At 60.2% G+C, this 25,521-nt stretch carries 25 protein-coding genes; 8 read left to right on the top strand and 17 right to left on the bottom strand.

Annotated features, from left to right (window positions below):
- Positions 1-16 precede the first annotated feature (16 nt).
- The 4 genes from IEV53_RS01895 to IEV53_RS01880 are packed head-to-tail and all read left to right on the top strand — an operon-like array spanning position 17 to position 2,517.
- Positions 17-301, top strand: coding sequence for a hypothetical protein (locus IEV53_RS01895; protein ID WP_188425044.1), 285 nt, complete (start codon positions 17-19; stop codon positions 299-301).
- Between the two features lie 59 nt (positions 302-360).
- Positions 361-1,602, top strand: a complete 1,242-nt coding sequence (locus tag IEV53_RS01890) for an aminopeptidase (protein ID WP_188425042.1) — start codon at positions 361-363, stop codon at positions 1,600-1,602.
- On the top strand, positions 1,602-2,081 hold the full coding sequence (locus tag IEV53_RS01885; RefSeq protein ID WP_188425040.1) for a hypothetical protein: 480 nt from the start codon (positions 1,602-1,604) through the stop codon (positions 2,079-2,081). Before IEV53_RS01890 ends, IEV53_RS01885 begins: the two co-directional genes overlap by 1 nt.
- A gap of 19 nt (positions 2,082-2,100) precedes the next feature.
- Entirely contained in the window at positions 2,101-2,517 is a 417-nt protein-coding gene (locus tag IEV53_RS01880; RefSeq protein WP_188425038.1) for a hypothetical protein, read from the top strand.
- A gap of 55 nt (positions 2,518-2,572) precedes the next feature.
- Here IEV53_RS01880 and IEV53_RS01875 read toward each other — a convergent pair whose 3' ends face one another.
- Positions 2,573-2,878 (bottom strand): hypothetical protein, encoded by a 306-nt coding sequence (locus tag IEV53_RS01875; protein ID WP_188425035.1) that lies wholly within the window; start codon positions 2,876-2,878, stop codon positions 2,573-2,575.
- Between the two features lie 485 nt (positions 2,879-3,363).
- Here IEV53_RS01875 and IEV53_RS01870 point away from each other — a divergent pair, with 485 nt between their 5' ends.
- A complete protein-coding gene (locus IEV53_RS01870; protein WP_188425033.1) occupies positions 3,364-4,107 on the top strand; it encodes a response regulator transcription factor in 744 nt (247 codons plus the stop codon).
- Here IEV53_RS01870 and thiD read toward each other — a convergent pair.
- The 16 genes from thiD to secA form a co-directional block, all read right to left on the bottom strand.
- Positions 4,092-4,886 carry a bifunctional hydroxymethylpyrimidine kinase/phosphomethylpyrimidine kinase gene (gene thiD / locus IEV53_RS01865; RefSeq protein ID WP_188425031.1) on the bottom strand — a complete coding sequence of 265 codons (795 nt, stop codon included), beginning with the start codon at positions 4,884-4,886 and terminating at the stop codon, positions 4,092-4,094. The genes IEV53_RS01870 and thiD overlap by 16 nt on opposite strands.
- Complete coding sequence (gene glmM / locus IEV53_RS01860) at positions 4,886-6,253, bottom strand: phosphoglucosamine mutase (protein ID WP_188425029.1); 1,368 nt, start codon at positions 6,251-6,253, stop codon at positions 4,886-4,888. Before glmM ends, thiD begins: the two co-directional genes overlap by 1 nt.
- A 115-nt stretch (positions 6,254-6,368) precedes the next feature.
- On the bottom strand, positions 6,369-8,291 hold the full coding sequence (ftsH, locus tag IEV53_RS01855; RefSeq protein ID WP_188425027.1) for an ATP-dependent zinc metalloprotease FtsH: 1,923 nt from the start codon (positions 8,289-8,291) through the stop codon (positions 6,369-6,371).
- A gap of 144 nt (positions 8,292-8,435) precedes the next feature.
- Entirely contained in the window at positions 8,436-9,647 is a 1,212-nt protein-coding gene (tilS, locus tag IEV53_RS01850; RefSeq protein ID WP_188425025.1) for a tRNA lysidine(34) synthetase TilS, read from the bottom strand.
- Positions 9,648-9,688: 41 nt separating this feature from the next.
- Complete coding sequence (locus IEV53_RS01845) at positions 9,689-10,543, bottom strand: hypothetical protein (protein ID WP_188425018.1); 855 nt, start codon at positions 10,541-10,543, stop codon at positions 9,689-9,691.
- A 233-nt stretch (positions 10,544-10,776) separates the two neighbouring features.
- The gene (gene pal, locus IEV53_RS01840) at positions 10,777-11,253 is read right to left on the bottom strand and encodes a peptidoglycan-associated lipoprotein Pal (protein WP_188425016.1); all 477 of its coding nucleotides are present in this window, start codon (positions 11,251-11,253) and stop codon (positions 10,777-10,779) included.
- A gap of 266 nt (positions 11,254-11,519) precedes the next feature.
- Positions 11,520-12,878 carry a Tol-Pal system beta propeller repeat protein TolB gene (tolB, locus tag IEV53_RS01835; protein ID WP_371869811.1) on the bottom strand — a complete coding sequence of 453 codons (1,359 nt, stop codon included), beginning with the start codon at positions 12,876-12,878 and terminating at the stop codon, positions 11,520-11,522.
- Positions 12,879-12,907: 29 nt separating this feature from the next.
- Complete coding sequence (locus IEV53_RS01830) at positions 12,908-13,903, bottom strand: energy transducer TonB (RefSeq protein WP_188425014.1); 996 nt, start codon at positions 13,901-13,903, stop codon at positions 12,908-12,910.
- Between the two features lie 17 nt (positions 13,904-13,920).
- The gene (gene tolR / locus IEV53_RS01825; protein WP_188425012.1) at positions 13,921-14,355 is read right to left on the bottom strand and encodes a protein TolR; all 435 of its coding nucleotides are present in this window, start codon (positions 14,353-14,355) and stop codon (positions 13,921-13,923) included.
- Between the two features lie 5 nt (positions 14,356-14,360).
- Positions 14,361-15,029 carry a protein TolQ gene (tolQ, locus tag IEV53_RS01820; RefSeq protein ID WP_371869809.1) on the bottom strand — a complete coding sequence of 223 codons (669 nt, stop codon included), beginning with the start codon at positions 15,027-15,029 and terminating at the stop codon, positions 14,361-14,363.
- A 146-nt stretch (positions 15,030-15,175) separates the two neighbouring features.
- On the bottom strand, positions 15,176-15,589 hold the full coding sequence (gene ybgC / locus IEV53_RS01815) for a tol-pal system-associated acyl-CoA thioesterase (protein WP_188425392.1): 414 nt from the start codon (positions 15,587-15,589) through the stop codon (positions 15,176-15,178).
- Positions 15,576-16,634, bottom strand: a complete 1,059-nt coding sequence (gene ruvB / locus IEV53_RS01810; RefSeq protein ID WP_188425010.1) for a Holliday junction branch migration DNA helicase RuvB — start codon at positions 16,632-16,634, stop codon at positions 15,576-15,578. The genes ybgC and ruvB overlap by 14 nt, the downstream gene beginning before the upstream one ends.
- An 88-nt stretch (positions 16,635-16,722) precedes the next feature.
- Entirely contained in the window at positions 16,723-17,328 is a 606-nt protein-coding gene (ruvA, locus tag IEV53_RS01805) for a Holliday junction branch migration protein RuvA (RefSeq protein ID WP_188425008.1), read from the bottom strand.
- Positions 17,325-17,831, bottom strand: coding sequence for a crossover junction endodeoxyribonuclease RuvC (gene ruvC / locus IEV53_RS01800; protein ID WP_025823960.1), 507 nt, complete (start codon positions 17,829-17,831; stop codon positions 17,325-17,327). The genes ruvA and ruvC overlap by 4 nt, the downstream gene beginning before the upstream one ends.
- Positions 17,828-18,577, bottom strand: a complete 750-nt coding sequence (locus IEV53_RS01795) for a YebC/PmpR family DNA-binding transcriptional regulator (protein WP_188425006.1) — start codon at positions 18,575-18,577, stop codon at positions 17,828-17,830. Before IEV53_RS01795 ends, ruvC begins: the two co-directional genes overlap by 4 nt.
- 31 nt (positions 18,578-18,608) lie before the next feature.
- A complete protein-coding gene (gene secA, locus IEV53_RS01790; RefSeq protein WP_188425391.1) occupies positions 18,609-21,335 on the bottom strand; it encodes a preprotein translocase subunit SecA in 2,727 nt (908 codons plus the stop codon).
- Positions 21,336-21,697: 362 nt separating this feature from the next.
- Between secA and IEV53_RS01785 the strand changes: the two genes are divergently transcribed.
- The 3 genes from IEV53_RS01785 to IEV53_RS01775 all read left to right on the top strand — a co-directional run bounded on the left by IEV53_RS01785 (position 21,698) and on the right by IEV53_RS01775 (position 25,500).
- A complete protein-coding gene (locus IEV53_RS01785; protein ID WP_229719480.1) occupies positions 21,698-22,624 on the top strand; it encodes a peptidylprolyl isomerase in 927 nt (308 codons plus the stop codon).
- Between the two features lie 121 nt (positions 22,625-22,745).
- The gene (gene argJ, locus IEV53_RS01780; RefSeq protein ID WP_188425002.1) at positions 22,746-23,981 is read left to right on the top strand and encodes a bifunctional glutamate N-acetyltransferase/amino-acid acetyltransferase ArgJ; all 1,236 of its coding nucleotides are present in this window, start codon (positions 22,746-22,748) and stop codon (positions 23,979-23,981) included.
- Positions 23,982-24,264: 283 nt separating this feature from the next.
- Positions 24,265-25,500, top strand: a complete 1,236-nt coding sequence (locus IEV53_RS01775; RefSeq protein ID WP_188425000.1) for an NAD(P)/FAD-dependent oxidoreductase — start codon at positions 24,265-24,267, stop codon at positions 25,498-25,500.
- The last annotated feature ends 21 nt before the right edge of the window (positions 25,501-25,521 follow it).

Genomic DNA, 25,521 nt, shown 5'->3' with positions numbered 1-25,521 from the left:
ATAAAGAGACTCGACCATGCGCTCCTACACAGGACAGCTTTCCGACAACCAGCCAATCCGCCGCAACCTGGCCGAGAAGCAGAAGCAACTGCGCGACCTCAAGGAAACCCTGGCCACAATGAAGCCGCATACCTCCCCTTCCCTGAAGGAGAGCGTCCAGCGCCGCATTCGTGAACTGGAAGTGGAAATCCGCACGGCGCCACGCGATGAAAAGCCGGCCAGCCGCGACAAGGCACCCCGTCAGGAACGCCCGCGTCGCGCCCCGCGCCGCGCTCATCACGCCGAGACATTCGGCGAATAAACAATCGATCAGGCGCCCCAATCGAGCCAGAACGGGCGTTGCCCGCCAGGAGAAAACTGATGTCTGAAACCACCCTGCCCTTCGCCGAACGTCTCGACAGACTCGGCGAGGTTGCGATCAGAATCGGCCTCAATCTTCAGCCCGGACAGGAGCTGGTCATTTCAGCCCCGCTCGAAGCCGTGCCACTGGTGCGGCGCCTGACCGAACACGCCTATCGCGCCGGGGCGAGCCTCGTCACGACGCAGTACAGCGATGACGAGACAACCCTCGCCCGCTATCGCTTTGCGTCAGATGAAAGCCTCGACACAAGTGCCGCCTGGATGGCGGACGGTATCGCCCGCGCCTATCGCGAGGGCGCGGCCCGCCTGGCCGTTACGGGGGCCAACCCGACCCTGCTGAACGGTCAGGATCCCAAAAGAGTCTCACGCGCCAGCCGCGCCGCATCGCATGCGAATCGCGAGGCGATGGAAATCATCACCCGCTTCGATACCAACTGGACCATCGTAGCCTATGCCACGGCCAACTGGGCGGCGCAGGTCTTTCCCGATCTCTCCCCGGACCAGGCTCAGGCACGTCTGTGGGATGCGATCTTTGCCTCATCCCGCCTCGACACGCCCGACCCGGTTATTGCTTGGAAACAGCATAATGCGACGCTTCACGCGAAGGCCGCGATGCTGAATGAACGTCGTTTCGACTCTTTACACTTCACCGGTCCGGGTACCGATCTGCTGGTGGGGCTGGCCGATGGCCATGCCTGGGCTGGTGGCGCAGAGCACACCACCAACGGCATAGAATGCAATCCGAACATCCCGACAGAAGAAGTCTTCACAACGCCCCATAGCCATCGTGTGAGTGGCCATGTCGCCAGCACGAAGCCGCTTTTTCATCAGGGTACGCTCATCGACGATATCCGCGTGACCTTTGCCGATGGACGGATCATCGAGTCTCACGCCGCCAAGGGCGAAGACGCCCTGAGACGTATTCTAGAAACCGATGACGGTGCAGCACGACTGGGCGAAGTGGCGCTCGTTCCCCACGCATCCCCCATCTCGGATACGGGCATCCTGTTTCGTAACACCCTGTTTGACGAGAACGCGTCGAGCCATATCGCCTTGGGTCAGGCCTATACGAAGTGCCTGTTTGATACCGAAGGGGCGACGCCGGAAGAACTGGCAAGACGCGGTGCCAATACGAGCATGATTCACATCGACTGGATGATCGGTTCGAACGAAATCGATCTCGATGGCGTTCATCAGGACGGCGCACGCACGCCACTCATGCGAAAGGGGGAATGGGTCTGATGACCAGAATCGTCGCAATAGCCGCCGCCCTCGGCATCCTGGGGACACTCACCCCATCGGCCTTTGCCCAGAGTGCACAGCAGCAAACCCTCTCTCCTGTCATGAAGCAGGATATCGAGGCGGGGCTGCGTTATCCGCTACCGGCCGACTTCTTGCCACGCGCCGCCGAAACCCTGCAGGCGCTTCAGGCGGCCAATATTCGCCCGCCCAACTCGACACAGCTCTCACTGCAGCAGACAATTGGTCAGATTGCAGCAACCCCCGGTGTACCAGCGATCCTGAGCGCCCATGGCTTCACACCCGAGAGCTTCACCATGGGCATGACGGCGTTCGGCATGACGTTGGCGGCGACAAACGGACAGGCGCTGCCCGCCGGTCTGCCCGCGCCGAACGCTGGCAACGTTGCCCTGTTCCACGCGCATCCGGAGCAGGTTACCGCGCTCATGCAGGCGATGGGCACACCGCCCGGACAGAACTGAGACTGGAGTCGATCTGCCAATGCAAGAATTTGCGCTCGACCCAGCCACCTTGCCCGCCACCGACATTCTTGAGCTGGCCCAGGCAGGGCTCCTTTGCCGTGCCGAGCGGGAAACCCCATCCGGAGGTATTCCCGCTTTTGTCACCCGACAGGACTGGGATTGCCTTGCCGAACGGTTCGGGCGCGAAAAGGCAGCACCGGAACGCCTGATTGAGGCGGTCGAGGCTGCAGCTTGGCGCCTCCTGAGCCACGCCGCAGCCACTCTCAGCAAGCAGACGCCAGGTGCGGTCAGCGCAACGATGAGCACCCGAACCGATCTCTTCTCAGATGATGGCGAAACCTATCTCTCTTTTGTGCGTGATCGCACGCACCCGGTAGCCTGCGTTATAATCGGCACTCGCCCCTGGAGCGCCATCGAGGCTGAGCGCCGCCTATAATACCTTGATGGCGATCCCGGGCAGCACATAAGGCCGATAAGTCGCCGCGAGACAGTCATTTCTTTTCACAACTCTCACTGCGCTCGCTAATCTCGCTTTGATCCCCCTTGGCAAGCATGAACACATGATAGGCCACAGCCACGTCGATCGCGACTTCGCGCTCGGCGCTGCGCGCCTTTTCAATGGCGCTTCTTGCCTTTGGTAACCAGCTGACGAACCCCTCTACAGCCTGATCACCGTCATTAGACATGAGTATGGCACGCTCGGCACTGACGATCTTCGCCTCCGCGTTTCTTCGCGTGAGACGAACGCCCGTTTCCCGCCGCAAAACTTCAATAAGTGCTTGGGCACGATCAAGCATCTCATGCCACCTTTGTATTTGCGTGTTTTGCTTGAGCCGCACGGCGCCTACTCTCGGTTCACAATCCATACCTAGTATTGACCGAATTTCAGTCGCGAAAAAATCCAAAAAAGATTGGAGGGCATCGTCCCTTCGCCCTATCCTCGACTTTGGTTTGCTTTCTGATAACTTTATATCAATACAACCTATACGAGTATTGATCACCGAACCCTGGGGTACCTAAGGGGAATACCAGAAGCTGGTGTTAAAGAACGTCAACTCTCGCCGCAACTATGCGATAAACACAAGGTATGAGATAGCGTAACTCATTCAGAAAATCTGATTTTTTTGATGTAGACTTGTGTATCCACAAGAAAACCTTAGGATCAATACGTTAAAAACTCGTTACTAATTCGAGGAAATGTTTTCAGTGAAAGAAAGTATTTTGCTTGCCGACAGCAACCTTAGGTAGTACCAAACCATCATCAACCCAGGAGATTGATGAGATGCGCCTCCTTCTTGTGGAAAGCGATCAAGCTGCGGCTCATGCGCTGATCAAAACCCTCAAACAGGGCGGCATTACTGTTGATCATGCTCATACAGGGCATGAAGCAATCGATATGCTCCGCCATTACGATTACGATCTTGCCCTGACCGAACTGACTCTCGAAGACCTCGAAGGATACGAAGTCATCAGGCGCGTTCGAAAAACCCAAATACAGACGCCGATTATTGTTCTGAGTGGACTAAGCCGGGCGCAAGCCAAAATAAAAGCGTTTCACGCCGGGGCTGATGACTACATCACGAAGCCCTTCGATTCAGAGGAGCTTCTGGCTCGTCTTCAGGCGGTCTTGCGCCGCTCGCGCGGCTTCAGCACCACGGTCATGACGGTCGGCCCCCTCTCGCTCGACCTGAATGCCAAGAGCGCTTCTGTCGATGGCAACCCCGTGCAGCTTACAGGCAAGGAATATGCCATCCTTGAGCTTCTCGTATTGCGCAGGGGCAATGTTCTTACGAAGGATGCTTTTCTGAACCATCTTTACGGAGGCATTGATGAACCGGAGATGAAGATCATCGATGTCTTCATCTGCAAATTGCGCAGAAAACTGCAGCAGTTTGGCGCCGGGCATCTGATCGGCACAGTCTGGGGGCGTGGCTATGTGCTACGCGACGACAGCAAACCGCTTTTGCCTGACGCAACGACGGAACAGAACAAACTGACGGTATCGTCCCTTCAGCCTTCCTTCTGATGCATATGATTCATCGGCCGGGCGCTTCCTTTTCCAAAAGGTGGTGCCTGCAGGATTGCATGGCGGACATAAGCCCTGCTGCGCTCCACCGCCCGCTCTACGCCCTCGCCCTGGGCAAGGCACACGGCAATAGCACTCGCCAGGGTGCAACCTGTCCCATGCGTATGCAGCGTCTCGATCTTCCGGTCCCAAAACTGCCGTTCGTGCTGCTTTGAAAGCAGGATATCGATCACGTCCTCTCCTGGCAGATGCCCGCCTTTTGCGAGGATCCACGCAATATCCTGACTTTTCATGACCTCGCTTGCAGCCTCTCTCATCTCCTGTGACGTCGAGAGCGAATGTCCGCTCAGAACTTCGAGTTCAGGCAGATTGGGCGTCAACATGAAGCAATGGGCGTAGAGACGTCGGAATGCAGCCTCGCCGTCTTCAGTCATCAGCCGCGCCCCGCTGGTTGCGACCATCACCGGATCGATCACGCAGGGTATGGAAGGATAGCGCGCAAGCGTATCGCACACCGCCTCCATGATCTCGGCATTACCCAGCATGCCGAGCTTTATGACATCAGCCCCGATATCCTCAAGCACCGCCCTCATCTGATCGGCCACCATGCCAGGCGACAGATAGGCGATCGCATTTACCCCGCATGTATTCTGCGCGGTGACAGCTGTGATCGCCGTCGTTGCGAAGCCCCCAAAGGCACTGACCGTCTTGATATCGGCCTGAATCCCCGCGCCACCACCAGAGTCGCTTCCGGCAACGATCAGCACCCGGCCCTTCATCAGACCGCAACCGCCTTCTGGACCGCATCGCAGATCGAAGAGACGATCTCTTCAACCAGAGCCGGATCTTCTGCCTCCACCATCACGCGAATCAGCGGCTCGGTACCGCTTTTACGCAGGACAAGACGCCCCTGCGTGCCAAGCCGCGCCTCTGCCGCACGTCGTGCCTCGGCAAGGATTTCGGTCTGAAGTGGATCGCCACCCTGATAGCGGACATTGCGCAGCAATTGCGGATAGGGCTCGAAAACACGCAGGATCTCGCTTGCGGGGCGCCCCTCCTCAACGAGGACAGCAAGCACCTGAAGGGCTGCGATGAGCCCATCACCCGTTGTCGCGAAATCGGACAGGATCATGTGTCCCGATTGCTCGCCACCAAGCTTGATTCCACGCTCACGCATTTTCTCGACGACGTATCGATCGCCCACCGCTGTGCGATGAAGAGTCACGCCATGCTCGGCCAGCTTTTTTTCAAGACCGAGATTGGACATGATCGTGGCAACTGCATCATTACTGCCGAGACGGTCGCTTTTCTGCAGGAACAGGGTAATCAGGCCGAGGATCTGATCGCCATCGACGATCTGTCCTTTTTCATCGACAATAATGACGCGATCGGCATCACCATCGAGCGCGATGCCAAGATGCGCCTTATGAGCAATCACCGCCTCGCGCAGGGGTTCCGGACAGGTGGAGCCGCATTTTGCGTTGATGTTCACCCCGTTCGGCTCACAGCCGATCTTGATGACCTCAGCCCCTAGTTCCCAAAGGGCCGTAGGCGCCACGCGGTAGGCAGCGCCATTGGCGCAATCCAGCACGATACGCAGACCTTCGAGTCGTGACCCTTTCGGGAAAGAAGCCTTGGCTGCCTCGATGTAGCGACCGGCAGCATCATTCAGCCGCGAGGCACGCCCCACTTCTTCCGGCGGCGCCATCTGGGCTGTCAGATCCTGGTCCATGAGATCTTCGATTTCTGCCTCGACCTCGTCAGACAGCTTAAAACCATCAGGGCCGAAAAGCTTGATGCCGTTATCGCCGAACGGATTATGCGACGCTGAGATCATCACGCCCAAATCGGCGCGCAGCGAGCGGGTCAGCATGGCAATCGCAGGTGTCGGCAGAGGACCGACGAGAATGACGTCCATCCCGGCAGAGAGGAATCCCGAGACCAGAGCGCTTTCGATCATGTAACCCGAAAGCCGCGTATCCTTGCCCAAAACGACACTATGGCGATGGGCACCGCGACGAAAGTAGAGCCCTGCGGCCTGACCGAGACGCAGCGCCACATCAACCGTCATCGGAAAGCTATTGGCCGTCCCCCGAATACCATCTGTGCCGAACAGCTTACGCTCTGCCTTGCGCTCTTTATTCATGACAGTCCTTCTTCCCACTTGTCCGTGTCGTGAAACGACCTTCTTCAAGCATAGCCTGTATTACGAAAAAAGGGGGGCTCTCGCCCCCCATTTCTCTCTCAGTCCTGATCTTGGCTCACCCTGCCTGAGGTGAAGGATCAAGGGCGTCGGTTTCACCGACAGGTTCTGGCTTCACCGTCGGCACCGAGGCGCGGCGGTTATCCGGGGCGGAATCATCGACAGCCGCGCGCTCCACTGGCTCACCACGAATAACCTTGCCGACCTCGTCACCCGAGAGGGTTTCAAACTCGAGCAACGCATTCGCGAGACGATGCAGATCATCGATGTGCTCCAGCAGCAGGGCATGAGCCCGGCGATAGGCTTCGTCGACGAGTTCCTTCACCTCACGGTCGATTTCACGCGCCGTCTGTTCAGAGACATTCTTATTCTGCGTTACCGAATGCCCGAGGAACACTTCCTGCCCGTTATCGCCATAGGCAATCATGCCGAGCTTGTCGCTCATGCCCCATTCGGTAACCATGCGGCGCGCCAGATTGGTTGCCATCTTGATATCGCCCGAAGCGCCCGTGCAGACATTCTCGGCACCGAAAATGAGCTCTTCAGCAACACGACCGCCCATCGCCAGAACCAGATCAGCCTTGCACTGAGCCTTGCTCTTCGAATAGCGATCGCCCTCCGGTAGGCTCATGACCATGCCAAGCGCACGACCACGCGGAATGATTGTTGCCTTGTGCACAGGATCGCAACCCGGAGTCAGGATCGCGCAGATGGCGTGTCCACCTTCGTGATAGGCCGTATTACGCTTCTCTGAATCGCTCATCACCAGCGAGCGGCGCTCGGCACCCATGAGCACCTTGTCCTTGGCATTCTCGAACTCGAGCATGGCGACCGTACGCTTGCCGAGACGGGCAGCAAGCAGCGCCGCTTCGTTCACAAGGTTCGACAGATCGGCACCCGAGAAACCAGGCGTACCGCGCGCGATGACCTTGGGATCGACGTCAGAGGCAAGCGGCACCTTGCGCATATGCACACGCAGGATCTTCTCGCGACCAGAGACGTCCGGGTTAGGCACCACAACCTGACGATCGAAGCGGCCGGGACGCAGCAGCGCGGGGTCAAGCACGTCCGGGCGGTTGGTGGCGGCAATCAGGATCACACCTTCATTGCTCTCAAAGCCATCCATCTCGACCAGCATCTGGTTGAGGGTCTGCTCGCGCTCGTCGTTACCGCCGCCGAGACCAGCGCCACGATGACGGCCCACAGCGTCGATTTCGTCGATGAAGATAATGCAGGGAGCAGATTTCTTGCCCTGCTCGAACATGTCGCGGACTCGGGACGCACCAACACCTACGAACATCTCGACAAAGTCGGAACCGGAAATCGTGAAGAACGGCACGTTGGCTTCGCCGGCAATGGCGCGCGCCAGAAGGGTCTTGCCTGTGCCCGGAGGACCGACAAGCAGCGCCCCCTTGGGAATCTTGCCGCCAAGACGCGTGAACTTCTGGGGATCTTTCAGGAATTCGACAATTTCCTCGAGCTCAGCCTTCGCCTCATCGATACCCGCAACATCATCGAAAGTGACGCGCCCCTGCTTTTCGGTCAGCAGACGGGCCCGGGACTTGCCGAACCCCATCGCACGACCGCTGCCGGACTGCATCTGACGGAAGAACAGAATGCCAATCCCGAGCAGGAAGATCATCGGTAACCAGCTCGTGACCGCCCGCAGGATGGGGCTGCCATCGGCGTCGAGCGGCTTGGCGACAACCTCAACTCCCTTGCCAGTCATACGGGGCACGAGGCCCGGGTCGACGGGGGCATAGGTCTCGAAGGATGTGCCATCCTTGAGCGTACCGGTGATGTTCTGGTTCTGAACCACTACCGATCGCACCTTACCCTGATCGACGTCAGTGACGAAATCGGAATAGGCGAGTTGCTGGGAGGCGTGCTGGCTTCCACTTGGCTGGAACGCCAGGAAGAGCAGCAGCGCCAGAACGATGATGATCACCCAGAGTGCCAGATTACGGCCGAAATTGTTCATCACTGTCTCTATTGTTTCCAAACTTTGGGTCGAAGACTGCTCGACGATGACACGACAGTCCCTGGTTCTCTGCCAGGGACCGGCAGCAACCACACTTTGCGAACTAACATAAGCATTCGGCAGTATGTTCCCACCCCCTTGCGATCAAGTTTTCACTGTTTCGCGGTATTCCGGCCAGAATGAGGGATCGCTGAGGGGCGTGGCCGGACTGAAAGAGAAACGCAGCCTCGCCCAATGAGGCGCAGCAAAAGCACCCAGCTGAGGCACGGCCATCAAGCGTGTCCCGATCCAGAGCGCAGGCAGCCCGCTCAGGATTTTTGCCGGTAGCGCATGGTCTCGAAAGTGACGCGCCTCGGCGCCAAGAGCCGCGATTTCTGTCCCCGGCTCTGGCACCATGCCCCGAAGGGTGAACCTTCCGTCCCATGTCACACCAGACTGCGCTGCGATACGTCTAGCAATCGCTGCGGGCTCTCTCACCAACAGCCAGGTTTTACCCAGCCGCCCGGCAGCGCAGAGCTGCGCGCCCGCCAATGTCGCCGGCCTTGGCGCCGCAATCAACGCGGCAAGAGCCTGAGGAGACGGTGGATAGGCGGCACCGGAAACGCTCTGCCAAATTCGCCCGAGAAGGGCTGGATCGCCGGGCAAGGAATCCATGACCACAAATCCCAACGGATCGGCATGCAGTTTCGAGAGTGCCGCCACGTTCACCAGAGCGGCCTCGTTTCGCTGTCCTGCATGAAGAGCAAGCTGGGCCCGTGCCGCTCTATGCCCGGATTCATCAAGGGAAAGACGGATACGAACGCGCTCAAACACAGGATTGCGATTGCTGGGATCCTCAACCCACTGGATCCCTTGCTGTCGCAGGGTCGCCCTCAGACGTTCCGGCGCGATTTCGAGCAGTGGTCTGAGGTATCGCAATTGCGGCGTCTCTCTCGCGAACGCCATGGCGGCCAGACCATGGGTCGAACTCCCATGGGCCTCTCGAAGCAGAAACGTCTCGACCTGGTCGCGCTCATGGTGGCCCAGCGCCAGATCGAGAATACCACGAGAATGGCAGGCCGCCTCGAGCGCCTCATAACGAGCGATACGGGCGTTTTTCTGCAGGCTCCCCGTGCGAATAACGGAGTCGAGCCTGAGAATGACGGAGGGGATATCGAGCGCCTGCAGTCGGGACGCCGTCTCTGCCGCCTCGGCTGCGGAATTGTCTCGCAGACCATGGTCGACAACCAGCGCCAGGACCGCATAGCGCCAGCGTCGCATCAGCCAGGCAAGGCACAGACTATCTGCCCCGCCTGACACAGCAATACCGATGGGAAAGCGGGCCTCATCAGGGAGGAAAGGCCCGAAGACAGACATCAGGCTGGCGAACTCACTCTCGCCAACCGGGTGAGCTTTTCTCAATGGCAGCTTGCGCGACCCTTGAAGGTTGTCACAGCGGCCTTCACGCGGGGCGTGGCCGAGGGAAATTCAGCGTCCAGCTTCTGCAGGGCCTGACAGGCAGAATTCTTGTCTCCGAGCGCCAGCATCGACGCGGAAACGCCCAACAGCGCCTCAGGCGCACGCGGCGATTTTGGTGCGCGGTTATAGGCATCGAAATAGGCGACGGCCGAGTCACGATACTGCTTTTGACCGGCGAGAGACTGAGCGAGAAGGAACTGCGATTCGAGCTTGCCATTGGGTGTCTTGGCGAGTTTCAGCGCCTGACTGGCGTCACTGTGCGCTGTCGCGTAATCGCGGCTCTTGAGCGCTGCCTGCCCGGTCTTGAGCAGCTCAAGCGCCGTTACCGGCTTGTCGGCTGCGGCAGGGGCTGCGGGGGGCGAGGCTGGCGCGTCGGATGCCGCAGGCGCTGCTGCCGGTGCACTGCCGCCGCCGCCATTCTGCGCGGCAAACTGCATATCACCAATCTGCTTGGTGAGAGTCGCGTTTTGCGTCTGGACCTGATTCGTGAGCTGATCGAGCTCGCCGCGCATTTCCCGATTCTCGTTTTCGAGGGTCGAGACACGCTGCAGGAGCTGCGAAACCAGATCGCCACTGCCAGCCGGAACAGATGACGCGGCACCTCCACCGGAAACAGGAACGCTCTGCGCGCTGGACTGAACCTGCTGAAGCTGTTCGCTGAGCTGCTGGATCTGGTTCTGAAGGGCGATGCCTTCGCGGCTCGTGACCTGAGCCTGTGCGGCAGAAGCGCCGAGCACGGAGAGCAGGGAAACGGTCGAGAGGATGAAGAACCGGGAAACTCGGGCACCGCGCATGGCGCATCCTTCAGTCAAATCGTGGGAGCGGGCAGCATGCCACGCAAGATTGCATTCACCATAAAACAAAACCGGCTGACGCATAAGCGCCAGCCGGTTTCGAGGCTTTGCTCGCTGGGTACCGTCTCAGGCAGTTGAAGGCCTGAGACAGAAACTTCTCCCCGTCCCGCTTGCGCTGGACGGTCCGCCGTCAGACGTCGGTCGGAGAAACGCCCTTTCGAGCGTCGAACCGATTACTTGACCGAGGTGATCCCGTTACGGTTCTGAGCCCATGCCTGCTCGTCGTCACCATCGGCGGTCGGACGATCCTTACCGTAGGAGATCGTCGTGATGCGCGAAGGAGCAACGCCCTTGGCGACCAGATAGTCGCGCGCTGCGTTTGCACGACGCTGACCCAGAGCAATGTTGTACTCTTCCGTGCCGCGGTCATCGCAGTTGCCGGCGATCTGGACGCTGACCTGCGGGTAGCGGGCGAGCCAGGCTGCCTGCTTGTCGAGGGTTGCCTGCGCATCGCTGGAGAGCGTGTTGCGGTTCAGGTCGAAGAAGACGCGATCGCCGACATTGGCGACCAGATCGGCTTCGCTACCGGGCGCAGCGCCGGTTTCCTGAGCCGTTGCGCCTGCACCGGTCGATGCACCCTTGTTTGATTCGTCCGAGCAGGCAGCCAGAACGACTGCCAGACCAAGCGCACCGAGAAGCTTGAAATTCATTTTTGCCAACCCTGAATATAGTCCCCATCCGGGACCAGGAAGCGTGACGACAACTAATTACGAAGGTCGGAGTTCCCGTTTTGCTTGCTGGTTACCAGAACCATTGGGCCTCACCGATCCCGACGACCAAGATCGGCCATACTCATTCCTGAGAACTGTGGTCAAGCGGGATGATAACCGTCACGAGCCAAGTCGCGCGGAATTCATGAGAAATTCAGAAACTAGTGTCTCCGACGCCACAAAAAGCGGCGCCGGGGACACGAAACTCAGCCCTGCAGCGGCGACCAGGCCGGATCGGATGCACCGGTTTCGGTACGGATCGGACGCTCGTGGAAACCGGTAATGTCGATCGTTCCGATTCCGCTCGAGAATCCAGCGCCACCGGCACCAGCCGCAGACTGGCGGCAGAAGGCAATCACGCGGCCATTGGGGCAGAAGGTCGGGCTCTCTACGGTGAAGCCCTCTGTCAGGATGCGCTCACCCGAGCCATCGGGGCCCATCACGCCCAGAGAGAATCGACCGCCGCTGAGACGGGTAAACGCAATCTGGTCCCCACGCGGCGACCAGACGGGCGAACCGTAAGTGCCATGACCGTAGGAAATGCGTCGTGCCCCGCCGCCCGATGCGCTCATCATGTAAAGCTGAGGGGAACCGCCACGATCGGAATTGAACACGATCTGGCTGCCATCCGGGCTAAAGCACGGGCTGGTGTCGATCGCACCCGAATTGGTAATCTGACGCTTGGCACCCGACCCCAGATCGACAACGAAGATATCTGACCCACCACCACGCGTGGCCGACAGAACGACCTGGCTACCATTGGGAGAGAAGCGCGGCGCGAAGGAAATGCCGTCGAACTCACCCAGCATGCGCTGGCTGCCTGAGCCCAGATCGAACGTATAAACGCGCGGGCGGTTATTCGCGTACGACATGAACGCAATCTGGTCACGCACCGGATTGAAACGCGGCGTCAGGGTCAGCCACTGTCCCGACGTCAGGATGTGGTTGTTTGCCCCATCCTGATCCATGACAGCCAGACGGGTGATCTGATGATGGCGCGGGCCGGTACGGGCGATATAGGCGAGACGCGTGTCGAAATAGCCCTTCTCGCCCAGCATGCGCTCGTAGATCACGTCAGCAATCGTATGGGCGATGCGGCGCCAGTTTCCTGCCGATGCCGTATAGGCCGTACCCTGGATCTGCTCACCGGTCAGGACGTTCCACAGACGCATCTCGACGCGCGTGCTGCTCGACCCGGCGGCGCTGCCCGTCACGGCGGCGCGGGCGCCCTGCGCCTTGAGAGCTGCAAAATCAGGCGTTCCGGACGAGCCGGGCAGAATAGTGAAGAGTCCGGTCGAATCGAGATCGGCCGACACAACACTGGTGATCTGCTCACCAAGCCCCGGTCCGAAGGAGGGGATCGAGATGGGGATCGGTGCCGTACGGGCCTGATCGACCGTAATCTCGGCTTCACCCGGCGCACTGGCTGCCTGGGCAAAGGCACTGAGCGGGGTGGCCATCAGGCCGCCTGCAGCAATGGATGCACCAAGAAGGGAGCGGCGGGAGAAAAGGGTGGAAAGGCTCTGTGCCTGATCGTCGGTCAACAGGGGCATATCGACTGGCATGACTTCGCTTCTCTTGCGCTCTTTGAGGATCATGGGCGGAACACGAATTTGAGTTCGTGCGTCTTGCCCAGAAGGTTTGAAGGTATGGGAAGTTTCGAACAGGTCGGGCTCAACACGGCATCACGTGCCCGCTCGGCCAGCGCCCGATAAGACGGGTCGGCATTTGCCTTCGCCTGTGTATCGGGTGCGAAACGCGCCATTCTTGCCTCTCCGGTCGCATCAACGGTGACGATAAGATGCGCAGTAAATGAGGCATAATTACGTGCTTCGGTGTCTTCCGAGTAGCAGCGCCGCACGGACCCGCCGATTGCCTTCTGCTCGGCTGAGCTCAGGGCGTTGGTGATATCGCCATTGGGGGCACCACCACCATTGGGCGCACCGCCTTGCTGCGGGTTGGCGCGTGCCTTTGGCGGATGGGTCTGCTTCTGGTCTGCACGTAGGGCGTCCAGCGTCGCGAGCAGTGAATGCGAGTCGGCCTGCGTCTTCTTCGTCGGGTTGGGCTGCGTGATATGCGAGAAAGTCGGTGTCTCAGGCAGCTTGTCGACAGGCTGTGTCTGCGGCGAAGGCGGCGCCACCTGCTTGGAAGCGGATGGCGGTGACGGCTTGGGCGGCGAGGCCTTGATGGGCTCGGCCGAGTCGTCGACCATCTTCTCCGGCGTTTTCACGTCGGGTAAAGGCGGCGTCTTGCTCTCTGCCGGTGGCGGAACAGCCTGAGGCGGCGGCGGCGGCGGCTGAGGCTCTTCAACAGGCTCAGGCGTGGGGGGCGTGGGCGCCGGAGGTGCGTCGGTGGGCGTCGGGGCGGGCGCAGGAGCGGGCTTGGGCGCAGGCGTATCAGCCTTGTGCGGCGTCGCCGGCGGGCCGGAATCCTCGAAAGCCATTTCGATCGGCGGGGGTTCGGGGGGCTCGGGCGGCTTGCTCATCGGCAGCCGCACGAGAAGAAAGCCGATGAACAGCGCGTGCGCTGCAACCGACGCTCCCAAAGCATAACGGAAGCGCCGGACATCGGACCGACGGGGACGCAGCAAGGCTGCTTCTCCTCTGGTTACTGGCCCGCGGCGGGCTGCTGGGCAAGCAGCGCCACGTGCGTGAAGCCACCCGAGGTAATCTTCCCCATGATGTCCATCACCTGACCGTAATTGATATGAGCATCGGCACGCACGAAGATGCGATGCTCCTTGTCGTTCTGTGCCGCCTGCTGAAGCTGCGCCACCAGCTGGTCGGCCGAGACAGGATCTTCACCCATGAAAATGCTGCCATCAGCCTTGATCGACACCGTGATCGGCTTCGTATCGGCGTTGAGCGGGCTCGCATCGGTCTTGGGCAGATCCACATTGACGCCGCTCGTCATCATGGGGGCTGTCACCATGAAGATGATAAGCAGCACCAGCATGACGTCCACAAGCGGGGTCACGTTGATTTCCGACGCCGGGCGTCGCCTGCGGCCGCGCGCGGGGCCGCCCCCTGCAGACATGCCCATCGGTCTTAGCTCCGCTCTTCCGACTGGCGCGACAGGATCGCCGCGAACTCGGTGCCGAATGCATCCATACGCTCGGCGAAGTGGTCGAGCGCGCTGCTTGTCACGTTATAGGCGACATAGGCCGGAATGGCGGTCACGAGACCAATGGCTGTCGCGAAAAGCGCTTCGGAAATACCCGGCGCCACAACCGACAGATTGGTGTTGTGCATGGCGGCAATCGAGCCGAAGGCATGCATGATACCCCAGACCGTGCCGAACAGACCAACGAACGGCGCTACAGGGCCGATGGTGGCAAGGGCCACGACACGACGGCTGAGGCGATCCATTTCACGCGTGACGGTGATGTTGATGGCGCGATCCACGCGGTCGCGTACGCCACCGCGTGCAAGATCGATGCCGGTGATACGCGCCGAACGACGCCATTCGCCCATGGCTGCGCCAAATACGGCAGCCATCGGATGAAGCGGCTTGGCGCCGTCGGAATCGTAAAGATCCTCAAGGCTGCCACCGGACCAGAAGCGGTCCTCGAATTCCGTCGCTTCGCGATTGACGCGACGCATCAGAATGATCTTCTCGATGATCACGGCCCAGACAAAGGCGCTGCACAAGATCAGCCCCAGCATGACCAGCTGCACCACGATGGACGCATGAAGGAACAAGTCCAACGGTGACAAACCAGAAGCGGCGGCCCCTAGGTCAGCCGCATTTACCGCTCGATCCAAAAAAACCTCCTGAGGCTTCGTTCTGCGTCACGCCTATACAGTGCAAGCGATACCGGCGCCTATCCCGAATCGTTACGCGCAATCGTTCCCGCCGATCCTCAGCTCTGGTTCGATAACGCCTGCAGGGAAGCACGCCATCGCGGCGGAATTCGGGCGGGCCGCCCGGAATTCTGCATGATGCATGCTAGCTCGACTGTCAGCGTGGCGGCACGCATGTCGCCACACGTCACGATCTGACGCAACTGGCAACGTGCGGCCCCTACCGTATCAATTGTAGTTGTGATCTCGGCCCAGTCATCCAGACGCAGGGGCTGATGATACTCTATGCCCAGCTTTGTTACGACAAAGACCAGACCTGTTTCTTCCTGGAGGGCAGAAACAGGCGTTCCGGCCATCCGCAACGCCTCGGTGCGCGCCCGCTCGGCAAAGGCGAGGTAACGCGCGTGATAGACGATTCCGCCTGCATCGGTGTCTTCGTAGTAAACGCGAAAACCCGTCTTATGCGCCTTCATCATTTTCTCTCAGCAGATCGAACTGGGCAGCGCTGGCCGAGGCAGGCGCCTTCATGCCCAGATGGGCCCAGCCGCGCTCACCGAGCATGCGCCCTCTTGAGGTACGCAGCACGAGCCCTTCCTGGATCAGATAGGGCTCGATGACATCTTCAAGCGTGTCCCGTGCTTCGGCCAGCGCCGCAGCCAGGGTTTCGACACCAACCGGCCCACCATGATGATGCTCGGCGATACGCAGCAGATACCGGCGATCCATGGCATCCAGCCCGACCGAATCGACTTCCAGACGTGACAGCGCAGCATCGGCCATCGGGCGCGTGATCGCCCGCCCCTCCGGCGCGCCTACCGCAGCGAAATCACGAACACGACGCAGCAGCCGACCGGCGATACGGGGCGTGCCACGCGAGCGCATGGCGATTTCCTCTGCGCCTTCTTCGGTCAGATTCATGCCAAGTTTTGCGGCACCACGGGAGACGATCGAACGCAGTTCCTCGGGCGTATAAAAAACGAGACGCAGGGGAATGCCAAAGCGATCGCGAAGAGGCGTTGCAAGCAGGCCTGCGCGTGTCGTCGCCGCAACGAGCGTGAAAGGCGCCAGATCGATACGCACGGAGCGCGCCGCCGGTCCCTCACCGATAATCAGGTCGAGCTGGAAATCCTCCATCGCGGGATAGAGCACTTCCTCGATCGCAGGCTGCAGCCGATGAATTTCATCAATGAACAGCACGTCATTGGGCTGCAGATTGGTCAGGATAGCCGCAAGATCGCCCGCGCGCTGGATGACCGGCCCCGATGTCGCCCGAAACCCCACCCCGAGTTCGCGCGCCACGATCTGCGCAAGCGTCGTCTTGCCCAGTCCTGGCGGACCGTGAAGCAACACATGATCAAGCGCCTCGCCGCGACTGCGGGCCGCCTGAATGAAGACGGACAGGTTTTCGCAACTCGCGCGCTGCCCCGTGAAATCTTCCAGTGTCTGCGGCCGCAGCCCGTGATCACTGTCGTCCATGCGACGCTCGGGGTTCAGGGCACCGCGATCTGTTTCATTCATGATCCTGCTCCGCCCGCTCCGTGGCCTGACCGTGTGGTTGAACGCTTACCTGAACCCTTACGGAGCTGCTCAGACCTCCCTGCCGGGCTCATCGGGCCAGATCCTTCAGAGCCAGCCGGATGACCTTGTCGAGACTCGCCCCCTCATGGTCAACCAGAATACGGCTGAGAACGGGCCATGCCTCGGCACGACGGAACCCCAGACCGGCCAGAGCCTGGAGGGCATCCGCCTCGACGCTCCCGACCGCAGACCCAGCAACCTTCCCCAATGGGGCGCCGCCGCCGCCGGGCATTTTGCCCACCTTGTTCTTGAGTTCGGTCACGATGCGTTCGGCCAGACGTGCCCCGACGCCTGCCGCTCTGGTCAGCATCGCCTTGTCTCCCGCACTGATCGACAGAACGAGATCTCCCGGCGTCGAAACGGAGAGGATGGCAAGCGCCACCTTGGCCCCTACCCCCTGCACCGTCGTGAGCAGACGAAACCACTCCTGTTCTTCCGAGGCCAGAAACCCGAAGAGCTGGATGGCATCCTCACGCACCACGGTCTCGATCAGAAGACGTGTCTTCTCGGGGGCGGAAGGCAGATTGGCGAGCGTTCGGCTGGAGGCAGAAACGAGATAGCCCACCCCGTTCACATCAAGAATGCAGCGATCCGTTTCCGTGCTGACAATCATGCCGGTCAGAAGTCCGATCATGCCATGCGCTTTCCGGCCTGAACGAGACGCGAGGTCTCTCGATGATGTGCATGACAGATTGCCACTGCGAGAGCATCTGAAGCATCGGCCTTGTGGATTACCGCACCGGGCAGAAGGCGCTTGACCATCATCGTGACCTGCTCCTTCGTCGCAGCGCCCGTGCCCACAACCGACTTCTTGACCATCATCGCCCCATATTCGGCAACAGGCAGGCCTTCATAGGCGGGGGTCAGCAAGGCGACGCCGCGTGCATAGCCAAGCTTGAGTGTCGAAGAGCCGTTACGATTGACATAGGTTTCTTCAACGGCAGCTTCGGCAGGCTGATAGTCACGTATCAGCTTCTGCAAGGCGCCGTGCAATTCGCACAGGCGCAGCGGCACCGACTCAGCCCCGTCGGTTGCGATAACGCCTGAGGCCACATGTTGAAGGCGATTGCCTTCAACATCGATCAGACCCCAGCCCATGAAGCGCAGGCCGGGGTCAATCCCGAGAAGTCGGATCAAGCAGCCAATGCCTGGGCGACGTAATCGGGGATATCGAAATTGGCATAGACGGCCTGAATGTCGTCATTGTCTTCAAGCACGTCGATCAGCTTCAGCACCGAGCGTGCCTTTTCCTCATCCAGCGTCACCGTGTTTTCAGGGCGCCAGTCGAGCTTGGCCGAGCTGGGTTCACCAAAACGCGCCTCGAGCGCGTCACGCACGGCAAAGAGGTTTTCCATGGCGCAGGTGATCTCATGCCCGTCTGCTGTCAGCTCGGCATTATCGGCACCCGCCTCAATGGCGGCCTCCAGCATGTCTTCTTCAGACGCGGCGGCGACCGGATAGGTCACGACGCCAAGACGCTGAAACATGAACGACACCGAGTTGCTTTCGCCCATCGACCCGCCATGCTTAGAGAAAGCGGCGCGTACTTCGCTGGCGGTGCGGTTGCGGTTATCGGTCAGGCCTTCGACAATCACGGCGACGCCAGCCGGGCCATAGCCCTCATAGCGCACTTCCACATAGTCCTCGCCACCGCCGGCACCGCTGGCTTTCTTGATGGCGCGCTCGACATTGTCCTTGGGCATGTTGGCTTCACGCGCTGCAATCATGGCGGCACGCAGACGGGGATTGGAGGTGGGGTCAGGCAGGCCCGAGCGGGCCGCGACCGTGATTTCACGCAGGATCTTCGCAAACTGCTTGGCGCGCTTCGCGTCCTGCGCACCTTTGCGGTGCATGATGTTCTTGAATTGCGAATGACCGGCCATCAGAGCCTCTCCTCAACCTTGCTTTTTTTCTTCAGGCCAGACGGCCATGACAATGTTTGAATTTCTTGCCCGACCCGCAGGGGCAGAGCGCGTTGCGCGGCGTTTCCTGCGCATAGGTCTGGGCCTCTGACACGTTCAGCCCATCGGCCGAAGGCGCCTGAAACAGACCTGAAGGCTGCGTCCCGACCTGGCGCGGCTCCAGCCCCGCAGAAGAGAAGCCCTCGTCATTGGGCGCAAATATCTGCTGCGCCTCGGTTCCGGGGAACGGATCGGCCTGCTGCACCACCTCGATACGCGACATGGTGGTGGTCACGCGCAGACGCATGTCATCCAGCATGGCCGTAAAGAGCTGGAAGGCCTCGTGCTTGTATTCGTTCAACGGGTCGCGCTGGCCATAGGCACGCAGGCCGATGCCCTGACGCAGCTGGTCGAGCGCATGCAGATGTTCTTTCCACACGGCGTCGAACGAGGTCAGCAGAACCTGCTTTTCGATATGGCGCATGATATTCGGGCCGATATTGGCCGAACGCGCTGCCTGTGCCTGATTGGCGGCTTCCTCGACGCGCTGGATAACCAGCCCCGCATCCATGCCATCTTCCTTCGACCAGTCGCTGATCGGCAGGTTCAGGTTGAGAAGCGACAGCAGATCGGCCTCGAGCGCCTCGCTCTCCCACTGCTCTGCAAAAGCCTTTTCGGGGATACGCGCATGGACCGCCTCCTCGATACTCTGCTCACGCAGATCCTGAACGATGCTGGAGACATCCTCCATCGCCATGTATTCGCGGCGCTGGGCGTAAACTTCCTTACGCTGGTCGTTCATGACGTCGTCGTATTTGAGGACGTTCTTGCGCATGTCGAAATTGCGCGCCTCGACCTTTTTCTGGGCGCGCTCCAGGGCCTTGTTCAGCCAGGGATGAACGATGGCCTCGCCTTCCTTCATGCCGAGCTTGGTCCAGAACGCCCCCATGCGCTCGCCACCATAGATGCGCATCAGATCATCTTCGAGCGAGAGGAAGAAGCGCGACGCGCCCGGATCGCCCTGACGGCCGGAACGACCACGCAGCTGGTTGTCGATACGACGGCTTTCGTGACGCTCAGTGCCGATTACATAGAGCCCACCCAGTTCCTTGACCTTGCCGTGATTGACCGCGATTTCCTCGCGCAGACGCAGGGTCTCGGCTTCGTGCGCCGACTCATCTTCGATCTTTTCGAGGCTCTGGCGGATCAGCATGTCGAGGTTGCCGCCGAGCTTGATGTCAGTGCCGCGGCCTGCCATGTTCGTGGCAATCGTGATGGCACCCGGCGCACCGGCCTGCGCAACGATCTGCGATTCCATTTCATGAAAACGCGCATTCAGCACGCTATGCGGGATTTTCTTGGAGCTGAGCAGGTTCGAAAGATGCTCGCTCTTTTCGATGGATGTCGTGCCTACCAGCACAGGCTGGCCGGATTTCGAGACTTCCTGAATCAGATTGGCTACCGCCTCGAATTTCTCGCGCGCCGTAATGTAAACCTCATCATCCGTATCCTTGCGCGCGACCGGGAGATTCGTCGGAATCTCGACCACGTCGAGCTTGTAGATCTCGGCGAATTCGTCTGCCTCGGTCATGGCCGTGCCGGTCATGCCGGAAAGCTTGGGATAGAGACGGAAATAATTCTGAAAGGTGATCGAGGCCAGTGTCTGGTTCTCAGGCTGGATCTCAACATGTTCCTTGGCTTCAAGCGCCTGATGCAGACCATCGGAATAGCGACGGCCATCCATCATGCGGCCGGTGAACTCGTCGATAATGATCACCTTACCGCCACGCACGATATATTCGACATCGCGCGCGAAGAGCGTATGGGCGCGCAGCGACTGCTGCACATGATGCATGACGGCGATATTATGCACGTCATACAGGCCGCCTTCATTGAGAACGCCTGCCTCATGCAAAAGCGCCTCAACCTGGTCTGAGCCCTGTTCGGTCAGGATAACCGTGCGCAGCTTCTCGTCACGCTCGAAGGCTTCCTTGTTCTTCACGAGCTCAATGACGACGTCATCGACCGCGCGATAGAGGTCCGAGCTATCATCGGCAGGGCCGGAGATGATGAGCGGGGTACGCGCTTCGTCGATCAGGATCGAATCCACCTCGTCGACGATCGCATGATAGAATGGGCGCTGGACCATTTCTTCCAGCGTGTATTTCATGTTGTCGCGCAGATAGTCGAAGCCGAATTCGTTATTCGTGCCGTAGGTGATGTCGGAACCGTAAGCCGCGCGACGCTCGTCGTCCGACAGATTGGGAATGATCACACCGGTGGTCAGGCCAAGGAAGGTATAGAGCTTGCTCATTTCCTCGGCGTCGCGCTTGGCCAGATAGTCATTGACCGTCACGACATGCACGCCCTTGCCTGCGAGCGCACTGAGATAGACCGCCAGTGTCGCCACCAGCGTCTTGCCCTCACCTGTGCGCATTTCGGCAATGCGACCCGAATGCAGCACCATGCCGCCCACGAGCTGCACATCGAAATGACGCATGCCCAGCACACGACGCGAGGCCTCACGGCAGACGGCAAATGCTTCGGGCATGATCTTGTCGAGGCTTTCACCCCCGGCGATACGGCCCTTGAATTCCTGAGTCTTCGCGCGCAGCGCCTCATCGTCGAGCGCCTTGACGGCAGGCTCGAGCGCGTTGATTTCAGGCAGGCGCTTCTGATAGCCCTTCAGTGAGCGATCATTGGCGGTGCCGAACACGGCGCGGGCGATACGAGCGAACATGACTGTCCTTCTGGCGACCTGGTCCGAAACAGACGGACCGCGAACTGAGAGGCGGATTATCCCGACCCGCCCCTTTCGGGTTGTTCCGAAGCCGAAAGCGTCGAAACCCGGAATACGGCGAAAGCGCGGCGCACCCGCCGAAGCAGGATCAGGATCGTCCACGCGGGAAATGAGATAAGGCGCGCCCTTGCCCCGGTCAACCGAGCCCCCTGCGTTCAGGCCGTCTGAACAGGCTGCAATGCACGATTTCTTCATGAAGAGTGCCATCAAAACACGCCAAGTTCCGGCAAGCGGCCTTGCCGCGAGGTAAAGCCTGCGCCATGCTGGCAGAAGTTCCACGAGTTTTTCGAGGTTGTTTCTCCATGCGGCTTATCCGCCCGGCTCTTTTCTGCGCTGCTCTCCTCTCCGGCACGACTCTGGTAGCGCCGTCCTTCGCTGCCCCGGCTCCCGCCGCTCCGGCGAATGCGGCCCCGGCCGCTGCTCCGGCGGCTCCTGCCGACGCCAATCCGCTGATCGCCTCGGTCAACGGCCAGAAGATCTATCTGGATGACGTCAAGAAGGCCGCGGCCGGCCTGCCCCCGCAGGCGCGTCAGCTGCCGCCCAACACGCTGGTCAACATCCTGCTGAACCAGATCGTCAGCCAGAAGGCCATCCAGATCGACGCCCTGAAGGAAGGCCTCGACAAGAAGCCTGACGTGAAGGCCCAGATGCAGGAAGCCGCCGATAACGCGCTGCAGAATGCCTATCTGCAGGAGAAGGTCGGACCGCTGGTCACCGAAGACGCCATCAAGCAGGCTTATCAGGCGAATTACGCCTCCAAGAAGGGCGAGCAGGAAATCCATGCACGCCACATCCTGGTTGCTGATGAGGCCACGGCCAAGGACGTGATCAAGCAGCTGAACCACGGCGCGAAGTTCGAAGATCTCGCCAAGAAGCTCTCGACCGACAAGGGGTCGGGCGCAAGCGGTGGCGATCTCGGCTGGTTCAAGAAGGACGATATGCTGCCGGAATTCTCCAAGGCAGCCTTCGCCATGAAGCCGAACACGATCAGCCAGACCCCGGTCAAGACCCAGTATGGCTGGCATGTCATTCAGGTTCTGGCCTCGCGTGAAGCCCCCGTGCCGCCGCTGGAGCAGGTTCATGACGAGATCCGCCAGCAGCTGATCCGCGACAATGTGCGCGATATCGTCAAGGCCGCTCAGGACAAGGTTAAGATCGTGCGTTACGACGCACAGGGCAAGCCGCTTCCCGACGCGCCTGCAGCCGCTCCTGCTGCCCCCAAGAAGTAAGCGCTAACGCTCACTTTTCACTCAGAAATCCGGTCTTTTCGCCTCATTCAGGGGCGAGGGGCTGGACCTGAGCCCCAAGCCGTGCATCCTCCTTCCGACCTTCCCAGTTCGGAGACAGATCATGGCAAAAGCCCTTCCCCTCTCCCCCCTCGCCCAGCCTTTGCCGCGCCTCGAGCCGGTAGCAGGCGTGCGGCTTGGCGCTGTCGCCGCTCAGATCCGCTACAAGGATCGCCCCGATCTCATGATGATGGAGTTCGAGCCCGGCACGACAGCAGCAGGCGTTTTCACCCGCAGCAAATGTCCCGGCGCCCCCATTGACTGGAGCCGCGCTGCCCTGGCCCAGGGTACGGCACGGGCGCTGGTTGTCAATTCGGGCAATGCCAATGTCTTCACCGGGCGTGCCGGTGTTCTGGCCACCCAGATCTCTGCCGCTGCTGCTGCACGCGCCGTTCATTGCGCCGCCACTGAAGTCTTCCTCGCCTCGACGGGCGTGATCGGCGAGCCGCTGGACGCCGAACGCATCAGTGATGCGATGCCGGGTCTGTACGAGACGCTCACACCGAGCGGCTGGGAAGATGCGGCACGCGCCATTATGACCACCGATACCTTCCCCAAGGCGGCCACACGCAAGGTCACCATTGCAGGGAAAGATGTCACTATTCAGGGCATCGCCAAGGGGAGCGGCATGATCGCGCCCGACATGGCGACCATGCTTGGCTTTGTGGTGACGGACGCTGCCATTTCCCATGACGTGCTGCAGGCCATGCTGCATGTCGGCACGGATCACAGCTTTAACGCCATTACGGTCGATTCTGACACCTCCACCTCCGACATGGTGCTGGTTTTTGCCACTGGCAAAGCCGGACACCCCCCGATCACCTCTCTGGCCGATCCGGAACTAGCTGCTTTCCGTGAGGCTTTCGAATCCCTGCTTCTCGAACTGGCCCTGATGGTCGTGCGCGATGGCGAAGGCGCCTCGAAGCTCTTCACCGTGCGTGTGAACGGTGCAGTTTCCGACGAGTCCGCCAAGAAGATCGCGCTTGCCATCGGCAACTCGCCGCTGGTCAAGACCGCCATCGCTGGTGAAGACGCCAATTGGGGACGTGTCGTAATGGCAGTCGGCAAGAGCGGCGAACCCGCCAATCGCGACACCCTCTCGGTCGCCATCGGAGGCACCTGGATTGCCCGCCAGGGCACTGTCGTCGAAGGCTATGACGAAGCGCCGGTTGTCGCCCATATGAAAGGGCAGGAAATCGAGATCCAGATTGACCTTGGGCTGGCCAATGGTCATGCCCAGATCTGGAGCTGCGACCTGACCCATGGCTATATCGACATCAACGGCTCCTACCGGAGCTGAAATTTCCGGCGACCGGCTTTTCAGGTCGGTCGCCCAGCGACGACAAGAGCGGCATTAGATTGCCCTCATAGTCGGGCCTTCTCTTTGTTGAGAACCGCTTGCATCTGATTGCGTTCAGATTTAGTACCCTGTCTGTCCATTTTTGATCGTCCGAGGGCTTTCAGCGACTGGACGGACGGATCGATTGCACCCACATTATGGGTCGATAGCTCCGAGAGCTACTCCAAAACGCAATCAGATCAGCGTCGTATACGCGCCCGAACGACGCTGAGGAGGAACAGGCATGGCAAATGCATTTCGCGTGGTCATCATTGGTGGTGGCGTTGCCGGGATGGAAACGGCAATGACCCTCGGTCGTGGGCGTCATCGCCTGATCGAGACCACGCTGATCGACAAGGGTGCCGTGCATTACTGGAAACCCATGCTGCATGAGTTTGCCGCGGGCACCGGCCAAGAATCGCGTGACTGTACGACCTTCGTCGAGGCGAGTCGCCGCTTCGGCTTTCGCTTTGTGCAGAGCTCGCTGAGCAGCGTTGATCGCGAAAAGCACGAGATCCGTCTCGCGAATGACGAGACCGTTCCCTACGACATGCTGATCGTGTCTCTTGGCTCCCGCTCGAATGATTTCGGCATCGAAGGGGTCATGGCCAATTGCACCTTCATCGATTCCCTGCCCGATGCCAGCCTGTTCCATGAAAAATTCCGTGCCGCCTTCCGCGAGGCAGCTGCGGCCAACCGCAAGCTCGATGTCGGCATTGTCGGCGGCGGCGCAACAGGCACACAATTGGCCGCTGAGCTCTGCAGCGCCATCGACCTCGCCCCCGGCTATGGCAAGGAAGCCAGAAAGAACATTCTCAGCCTTTCCCTGATCGAGACAGGCAAGCGCATTCTTCCCGCTTTCCCCGAGCGCGTTTCCAACGATGCCCGCAAGCAGCTTGAGGCGCTTGGTGTCAGCGTTCTGACCGAGGCGATGGTGACCTCGGTGGATGAGGAAGGCTTCCACCTCAAGGATGGCCGTGTCGTTCCCGCCGAGCTGCGCGTCTGGGCGGCAGGTGTGCGAGCAAGTGCCGCAACGGAATTGTTCGAAGGGCTTGATATCGCCCGTGGTGGACAGATCGTCGTCAACCATCACATGCAATCGACCCGCGATACGTCGATTTTCGCTCTCGGCGACTGCGCGCGCATTAATGACGCGCCGCTTCCTGCCACGGCACAGGTCGCCAGACAGCAGGGCATCTATCTGGGGCGCGCCATTCCTGTCATCGCGCAGGGACGTGAGCCCTCGACATTTGTTTACCGCGATCGTGGTGCCGTGGTCTCGCTAGGTGACTATAATGGTTGGGGTATGGTCGGCTCCTCGACGAGTTTCGGAGGTGGCCTTCTGCGTGGGCTTGCACCGCGATGGCTGCATGATCTGATTTTCCGTCAGCATCAGATCGGCGTCATGGGTCTTGCGCGCGGAACGGCAGCTTTCCTGAAGGCACATCTGTTGCCGACTCGTCCGCGTCTGGACCAGTAACCTTCGATCAGCGGTAGATTG

The sequence above is a fragment of the Asaia siamensis genome, from assembly GCF_014635085.1.
In the GTDB taxonomy this organism is placed as follows: Bacteria; Pseudomonadota; Alphaproteobacteria; order Acetobacterales; family Acetobacteraceae; genus Asaia; species Asaia siamensis.
The sequence above is the reverse complement of the archived record's forward strand: the minus strand, read 5'-3'. Positions and strand labels throughout refer to the sequence as shown.